The organism is Psychrobacter sp., from assembly GCF_036731945.1.
Taxonomy (GTDB): Bacteria; Pseudomonadota; Gammaproteobacteria; order Pseudomonadales; family Moraxellaceae; genus Psychrobacter.
Genome location: NZ_DAINDI010000090.1, coordinates 1 through 8,834, shown reverse-complemented (window position 1 = coordinate 8,834; position 8,834 = coordinate 1). Strand labels below are relative to the sequence as shown.

The window sequence follows — 8,834 nt, the reverse complement described above, 5'->3', positions numbered from 1 at the left end:
TATTCGAAATTTGGTACAGACGTCTTTGCGTTCAATCATTGGCGAAATGGATTTAGACAGTGCGTTGTCAAGCCGTGATGAAATCAAAACCAAGCTCAAATATGCCATCTCAGAGGATATCGCTGATTGGGGTATTACCTTAAAGACGGTAGAAATCCAAGATATCAATCCCTCGCAAACCATGCAAGCCTCGATGGAAGAGCAGGCAGCGGCAGAGCGTCTACGCCGTGCTACCGTCACCCGTGCCGATGGTCAAAAGCAAGCGGCTATCTTAGAAGCCGATGGTCGCTTAGAAGCGTCACGCCGAGATGCTGAAGCACAAGTGGTGTTGGCGAAAGGCTCAGAAGAATCTATTCGTCTGATTACCGCAGCAATGGGCGACGAGGAGATGCCGATTGTTTACTTATTGGGTGAGCAATATATCAAATCGATTCGTCAGTTGGCGGAGTCCGATAACGCAAAAATGGTAGTATTACCCGCCGACATTCTAGGTACAATCAAAGGCATGGTAGGGGATAAGCTAAAGGTTTAGCTCAGCAGGTTTTAAGTGTCTTTGAATCTGTTATAAAAATAGTCAGTGAGTGTTTTACGTGCTGGCTATTTTTTTGAATTTTACTTTATACGTAACTATCTCGCTGATTTTTTAGCATACGTTACTTTATTTTTAATAACAATAATAATTCAAGGAAAATAATAATGGCTAACGAAGATATTCATACTGAAATAACGGCTATGAATGAATTTTCCCAAGGCAGTCCGTTACCTTATAGCGTGCTTGATGCCACGCATATCAATGCCGCCTATCCTGAGCAGAAACTAGAGATTCGTGGGGGCGGTTACGGCTCAGACGCAGCGGCGCATCCAACCAATCCTAATCAATTTTACGCCCTTACTGACCGTGGGCCTAATGCCGACTTTGACGGAATTGCTGGTAAAGGTAAACAGTTTCTTGTACCAAATTATACGCCGTCCATTGGACTTTTTGAGCTACAAGCTGATGGCAAAATTATCAAAGTAAAAGAAATAATTCTAAAAGATAGCAATGGCAATCCTATCTCGGGACTACCGAACCCCAAGGCTTTTGGCGGCACTAATGAAGTACCTTATGATGTCCATGGCCAGCCGATGACAGTCAATCCACAATTACCTTTTGATGCAGTGAGCAATCCGATCAAAACTGATATCAATGGTTTAGACCCTGAAGGGCTCGCAGCGCTGCAAGATGGCAGCTTTTGGGTCAGTGATGAGTACGGTCCGCACCTTGTACATTACGATGCCAAGGGCGTAGAGATTGAGCGTATCAATGCGTTTGCCAATGATGAGCGTAATAATGTGATGGTTGAAGGTAAGCCGATTTTGTTACCGACGGAATTTACCAAACGCCGTGCCAATCGTGGCATGGAAGCATTAACCATTACGCCTGACCAAACGACGCTTGTCGGTATCATGGAGTCTTCTATGGACAATCCCGATAAGTCAGGGCGACTCTCTAGTTTGGTACGTATGGTAACGATTAATCTGGTTTCAGGGCAGATAGCGCAGTATTTATATCGATTGGATAATGCACAGCACGTCACTTCTGGTATCGTGGCTTTGAGTAGTCATGAGTTTTATTTGATTGAGCATGATCGAAAATTCCTGCTCCAAGATAAGTCAGCACAAAAACTCATTTATAAAATTGATATCACGCAAGCAACAGATATTGAAACTATTTTAAATGATGGAAGCGTTAGGCAAGATGAGACTGTTGGTTTGACCATCAATGAACAAACGCTTGAGCAGTTGATTGCCATAGATGAAGAAAACTGGCAAATCCTTGAAAACATAAACATCACGCCTGTTAAAAAGACCTTGGTCGTCGATGTGCTAGCGAGTTTAGATTATCCACATGATAAGCTTGAAGGCTTATGGTTACGACAAGATGGTTCACTGGGTCTACTCAATGATGATGATTTTGCAATGACAGATACTGATATAATCAATCCAAAAAGTAGCGTCGAGCAAAAGTATCTCGATAAAGAAAAAACCATTGAAGATGCCAATCGCTTATATATTGTTATGCCGTCAGAGTAGGTTTATTTATTATTAATTGATTTACTATAAAGAAAACGCATTTATCGCAAACCATAAAAAAGACCTCGCCTTTGCAAAGTCTTTTTTTATTATAAAGGGTAGATTAAAAATTTTTAAATTACTTTAGAGAAGCGATTTTTATGTTTTTTCTCGAGATATTCATCGAACACCATAGCGACATTACGCCCTAATAGACGACCTTTTGGCAGGACGCGAATACCAGCTGCGTCCATGTCAATCAAGCGGTCCTCTTGCATCTCGCCCAATTGCTGAATTTCATCGATAAAGTAAGTAATAGCATCGATACCGAATTTCTGATTAACGTCTCTAAAGTCGATATAGTCATGACAGAGCAAATTCATAATCACGTATTCACGCAGACGATCTTTAATCGAGGTTTTAATCACATTAACCGCTGGCATGATCGCTGGATTATCACGTGCGGCATCTATATTTTCTTTATAAACTTGCAAATCCGTATGGTTTTGCAAAATATAACTGCTATTGGCGTTAGAGATTTGGCTGATTGACGACACGCCAAAGCCCAACAAATCGCAATCGCCCATGATGGTATAACCCTGAAAATTACGATGTAATTTGCCTTCGCGCTGGGCGATAGCAAGCTCATCGTCAGGTTTGGCAAAATGGTCGATACCGATATATTGATAACCGGCCTCACTCAAGGTATTGATGGTATTACCAAGCATCGTAAGCTTCTCAGCTGGCGTCGGTAAATCTGCCTCTTTAATTTGGCGTTGCGATTTAAAGCGCTCAGGCAAATGAGCGTAATTGAATACCGATAAACGATCGGGTGACATCTCGATAACACGGCGTACGGTCTTGTCTAGAGTCGTTGGCGTTTGATGCGGTAAGCCGTAAATCAAATCGACGTTGGTAGAATGGAAGCCCAATCTACGCGCTTCAGCAAGCACGTTCTCAATCAATTCAGCAGAGTTGATACGGTTGACGGCGATTTGTACTTTTTCGTCTAAGTCTTGTACGCCTAGACTGACGCGGTTAAAACCAAGGTTACGCAGTACCGTTAGTGTCTCGTCGCCAAGCTCACGTGGGTCGATTTCAATAGAGTAATCGCCTTGGTCTTCTGGCAAAAATTCAAACTGGGTCTGCAAAAACTCCCAAAGTTTTATCAACTCATTATCTTGTAGAAAGGTTGGTGTACCGCCACCGAAATGCAGCTGCTTGACCAGTGGATTTTTACGATCGGCTGGCGTTTTTAATAGGCTACGTTTGTGCTTAATCTCCGCCATTAAATATTCTAAATAATCGCCAGCATCGCTGTTCTTTTTGGTGATAATTTTATTACAAGCACAGTAATAGCAAAGGTGACGACAAAACGGAATATGGAAATACAGCGATAAGGGCGCATCGGCTTCGCGCTCTTGCAAAATCTTAGTCTCCAGCCCCTCAGGCATCGGTGAAAATTCTAACGCGGTCGGGTAGGAGGTATAACGCGGTCCAGAACGATTGTATTTATTGATAATCTCTTCATCGAATGCTGGTAGCTGCTTACTGGTAATGCTGCCACGGGTACTGGCATAGGGATTGGGCATCTCAACCACAGGGCGTGCAGTAGTAGGCTGCGCGTCGGCATGAGCGAAAGACTTTTGGTCGCTATTGATATCGGCTGGTTCTGACATGCGAGATTCCTCGGTTTAACTGTATAAATCGCCACTTAAGTAATAAGTAGTATAACAAATCAATATTCATAGTGGCATGGACGGTAAGTTCTCGTATATACCCATAAAGTTGTATTGCTATCTGCAATAAAAAAAAGACTTCAGGATTGCCCTAAAGTCTTTTTATTATAATTAATAATTTAGCTAGAATTATTCTCTCAATTTGATCACTTCACCAACCGCTTGTTTAGATATTTCACTCTTACTAAACGGCAGACGAATCCACTCTTTATCTGAATAACGGCGCGTCTGATCACGATGATAAGGGCGCGTCGTATCTCCTGCTTGTGAGTAGGCAAGCAGCGCCTCTACAACAGGGCCTTTAGCATCAAAAGTCACCGCTTGCATATAGGTTGGGCCATTATTAATGATATAATTACCAGCCTCATTGACTCCTTCACCTCGAGCAACGTTAAAGATACCTTCGCTACCGTAACCACCATGCATAGCAATGTGCTGATTGTTCTTGCCAGCATCTAGTACATATTGCAGCTCACCTAAGCTTGCATCAAGTGCAATGCCCTCGTTTTGGAAGTAGGCAATCGCATCGCCCAAGGCTTGGCGAGTCTGTGCGGTGATTTTTAGCTCGCGCGGTGTGTTGATGGGGTCGGCTTCGTTGAAGGGGACTTTAAACGAATCATTTGTATATTCACTAAAACCCGCCTTGTTCCAAAACTCTCTAAACACATGCGCGCCTCGGCTGTTGGTATTATTGCGACGATCCCAATTACTCAGGATGCTACAAGCTTGTTTGGCATCGATAGTTGCGCCACCTGCTAGAGGTAGCATAGGGTTGGCATTACAATCGGCTAGGACATCATCGAGAACCAACTCGGCCGCATAGCTACGATTGCCATAAACGACGTCTTGCATATTGTCTAAGGTAAAGGTAGTGCCACCCAAGTTATCTGAGTTATCCAAACGGTCTAATACTTGCTGAAATGCCATGCGTGTGCGCAAAGAAAGTGGTACGCCTTCTGGGCTAGTCGCACTAGGGAATGGCGTTAAACGGCGACGTAGCAGCGGTGAAAACCCTGTTAATGGCTCATCTAAGTTGCTCAACCAATAAGTGTCATTCGAGTTAAGCACATAGTCGTCACGAATTAAGAAAGGCAGATTTGAGCGCCCAAAGATGCCCGCTTGCGGCGAATCAGCGTCTTTACCCCATTCGCAATCAGCCTTGCTGCCATCTAATGCTGGTAGACCAAAACTGACGATGGCTTGTAAATAAGGCTTACCAGTAGTACAGCTATTTAATTTATCTGCGGTGACATGCGGCACGGTTGAGATGTCAGCATAAAGTGCTTTGCCATAGCGGTCGGTGGCGATGGTGTTGACGAATCCTAGCCCAACCTGATCTTGCATTTTATCCACCAAATCCTCGACGCTGGTGGCTTGATTCATACTGCGCCATTGGTTCAGTGAGCGAGCGTTTTCAGCGGCGGCATCACGGATAGTAAAGGCGATATTGTTCGCGCCCCAAGGTGGCAGTAAACCGTTGACTTGATCGACAGCTATCATAGGACCAAAATGTGACGAATAAACCGATCTGACCAGCGTCTTATTGTCTGGCAGTTGGATAGTGACGTCATCCTTTTTAATATCGCGCTGCTCAACGACGCCTGCACTATTGGTATAGTTGTACTTCATTGGGTTGCCGTCTACTAGGCTGAGCTGATAAAGGGTAAAGCGCTTAGCAGTCGATACCGTATGGCTCCACGCGACGTCTTTATTAAAGCCAATGTTGGGGAAAGGTTGGCCTTGTTGTCCTGCTCCCATGACGTCAAGCTTACCTGGCAGTGTTAAATGAAATTCATAAAAGCGCTGTAAACCTTCCCATGGTTCATGAGGATTGCCATAAAGGATACCACTTTTGGTGCCCGTGACTTCGCTACCAAAGGCATAGGCGTTACTGCCGCCATCCGTTACATTGATGGTTGTCATATCAAAATCAAAGCCTGAGGACAAATCCGCGGCCGACTCTGATGTTAGGTCGTTCTCTGGCTCTATAGAAAGCGTACGCATTCGCGAGCTACCCATGATGCCTTTTTCGACGGTAGGCGCCGCAGTGGCAATAGGCGCGACAAAGTTTGATAGACCACCGCGCAGATTGGCCTTGCCATAAAGCGCTAGCAAATCATCGGTCGTGATTTCACGAACCCATTCAGCGCCGGCACAGGCAGGGTCTTCAATATTTTTGACGCCTTTGTCACGCAAATAGCGGCTATAACCGGCGGCATAACCGGCTACTGCATCCAAAACCTCGGGCTCTTGTGCGTCCAAAAACTGTTTACGCTTAGCGTCTGAGTTATACCAAGTATAAAAGACATCACTATCGATATCTCCCTTATCGCCTAGATAGCGCATACTCTCACCCTTAGCGATTACAATTTCACGCGCCAGTGAGCAGATATTGTCTTCGGCAAAGGCATACCCGACGCCATAACCCAAGCCTTTATAGTTTTTAGCAGTGATGTGCGGGATACCAAACTCAGTGCGCTGGATATCCGCCGCATAAGTACTATCGCTAGTATCGTCGTCTATATTGCCGTTAAAATTGTCGTTATCCGAACAGCCAAACAATCCCAGAGTGACTGCCATCGTTAATAGCGTGAGTGTGTGTACACGCCGATTAAGCACGTTGATGCTCATAAGCTTACCCATCCATGGTTAATTACGGTTGTATAAAGCGCTAACGAAAATCACCGCCAAGCTTTATGTGTCAATAAAATCCTTTTATTGCCATGCCTTTATCTGTCTTATTTTCTATTTTTTTGAATGAAATAATGAATAAGAAAAATTAAAAACATTTATCAATCATATAACACTTTTAAATATCTATGCTAGCGAATAAATCGCAGAATTTAGGCGTTGATGTTTTTTTAGAGTTAGTCAAAAACTAGCTTTCTTTATTGAAAAATAGGCTAGAAATAATAAGGTTTAAACCGATTGATAAAAATAGAACACGACATTTGCGCGCTGATTCATAATGCTCTATTATCGATAAATCTCTATAGTAGGAAACGCTGATGTCGTTCGCCCAAGTCTATACGCGCTCAGTCGTCGGACTGCACGCCCCGCAAGTCATTATCGAGGTGCATTTATCACAAGGCTTGCCAGCGCTGACCATTGTCGGCTTGCCTGCCGCCGCTGTGCGCGAAAGTAAAGACAGGGTACGCTCGGCGATTTTGAATTCGGGCTTTCAATTCCCTAATCGGCGTTTAACGATTAATCTAGCACCAGCAGACTTGCCAAAAGATGGTGCAAGATTGGATTTGCCAATAGCCATCGGTATTTTGGCCGCCAGTGGACAGCTTGAGCCAGAAACGTTATCAGGGTTTGAGTTTATCGGCGAGCTGGCGCTTAATGGCGAGCTGCGACAAGTGAGCGGTAGCTTGGCAGTAGCACGAGCGATAAAATCAGAAATGCTAGCAGCATGTAAAAATACTGAACAAGATTCGCCGCTACGTCAGTTAATCGTGCCTTGTGACAATGGAGCAGAGGCTAGCCGTGTCGACGGGGTGACGATATTAGCGGCGCAAAACTTAAAGGCAGTCTGTAATCATTTGCAGTCGCTCGCAGAGTCTAGCCTGATAGATGAGCGCTTAGAAGTTGTGCAAGCAACCGCCGTGCAGAGTAAAGTTGCTTATAAAGTTGATTTGGCGGATGTTAAAGGTCAGCATCATGCTAGGCGGGCGTTAGAGATTGCCGCCGCTGGTGGTCATTCGATACTGTTTACTGGACCGCCGGGTTCTGGCAAGACGTTGATGGCATCACGGTTACCAACTATCTTGCCAGATTTAAGCGATGAAGATGCGTTGGAAGTCGCTAGTACGTATTCGGTGGCGGACAGCGACTATGATTACGGTACACGGCCATTTCGCCAAGTCCATCATACTATATCTGCGGTGGCGTTGGTTGGTGGTGGTTCTCGTCCCAAACCTGGCGAGATCACCCTTGCTAACAAGGGAATTCTATTTTTAGACGAGTTACCAGAGTTCGATCGTACGGTTTTAGAAGTATTGCGTCAGCCGTTAGAGGCCAAGCAAATCACCATTAGTCGTGCCAACTCGCAGCTTACTTTCCCGGCAGACTTTCAACTGGTAGCAGCGATGAATCCTTGTCCGTGTGGCTATGATGGTGACGGCTCGGGACGATGCCGCTGCCGACCTGAGCAAATCAAGCGCTATCAGGATAAGCTATCAGGGCCATTACTTGATCGGATTGACTTGCATATTACTGTGCCAGCGCTACCAATTGCTGATTTACAAAATGCGCAGGCTGGCGAAACCTCTGAGCAAGTCCGCACACGAGTCGCTGCTGCGCATAAGCAGCAATTAAAACGACAAAACAAGGTTAATAATGAGCTCAGTCCTAGCGAGATTGACCAATATATCCAGCTAGGTGAGGGCGAGCAGCAATTATTACAGCTTGCGCAGCAGCGTCTAAATCTATCTGCTCGCGGTTATCATCGGGTATTACGGGTCGCGCGCACCATTGCTGATTTGGCTGACAGTAATGTTATCACCAGCGCCCATGTATCAGAGGCTTTAAGTTACCGTAGTAAGTGATTTAGCGATTAAAACCTATCGGTAATGGCGCCTTCTGAGGCACTGCCAACGGTTTTGGCATATTTAGCCAGTACGCCGCGCTTTATATTTGGCTCTGGAGCGATCCACCTGCTTAAACGCTTCTCAATGTCTGCTTCGCTGATGTTTAAATTGATTTCATTGTTATCGGCATCAATGGTAATGGTATCGCCGTTTTCAATAATGGCAATCGGGCCACCAACCATGGCTTCAGGGGTGATGTGCCCGACGACAAAACCATGACTACCGCCAGAGAAGCGACCATCGGTAATTAAGGCAACATCATTGCCCAAACCACGCCCCATAATGGCAGAAGTCGGTGACAGCATTTCACGCATACCAGGGCCGCCTTTAGGGCCTTCGTAACGAATGACAACCACGTCACCTGCCACAACGGTGCCATCTAAAATCGCGGTCATGGCATACTCTTCTGAATCAAACACCCGAGCGGGACCCGTAAACTGCGGGCCTTCTT

5 protein-coding genes and 1 pseudogene are annotated in these 8,834 nt (G+C 45.2%); 3 read left to right on the top strand and 3 right to left on the bottom strand.

Annotated elements, in window-relative coordinates:
- Nucleotides 1-532: SPFH domain-containing protein (locus tag V7D75_RS13455; protein WP_333614965.1), on the top strand; the 532-nt coding region annotated here is incomplete at its 5' end.
- Nucleotides 533-696: 164 nt separating this feature from the next.
- A complete protein-coding gene (locus V7D75_RS13450; RefSeq protein WP_333614964.1) occupies nt 697-2,073 on the top strand; it encodes an esterase-like activity of phytase family protein in 1,377 nt (458 codons plus the stop codon).
- A gap of 113 nt (nt 2,074-2,186) precedes the next feature.
- Here V7D75_RS13450 and hemN read toward each other — a convergent pair whose 3' ends face one another.
- Together hemN and V7D75_RS13440 are read right to left on the bottom strand one after the other, a co-directional pair.
- The gene (hemN, locus tag V7D75_RS13445; RefSeq protein WP_333614963.1) at nt 2,187-3,731 is read right to left on the bottom strand and encodes an oxygen-independent coproporphyrinogen III oxidase; all 1,545 of its coding nucleotides are present in this window, start codon (nt 3,729-3,731) and stop codon (nt 2,187-2,189) included.
- Between the two features lie 189 nt (nt 3,732-3,920).
- On the bottom strand, nt 3,921-6,422 hold the full coding sequence (locus V7D75_RS13440) for a penicillin acylase family protein (RefSeq protein ID WP_333614962.1): 2,502 nt from the start codon (nt 6,420-6,422) through the stop codon (nt 3,921-3,923).
- A gap of 377 nt (nt 6,423-6,799) precedes the next feature.
- Here V7D75_RS13440 and V7D75_RS13435 point away from each other — a divergent pair, with 377 nt between their 5' ends.
- A complete protein-coding gene (locus tag V7D75_RS13435; protein ID WP_333614961.1) occupies nt 6,800-8,341 on the top strand; it encodes a YifB family Mg chelatase-like AAA ATPase in 1,542 nt (513 codons plus the stop codon).
- Between the two features lie 8 nt (nt 8,342-8,349).
- Here the strand turns inward: V7D75_RS13435 and V7D75_RS13430 are convergent.
- A pseudogene (locus V7D75_RS13430) lies at nt 8,350-8,834 on the bottom strand (dihydroxy-acid dehydratase domain-containing protein); the annotation flags it as partial.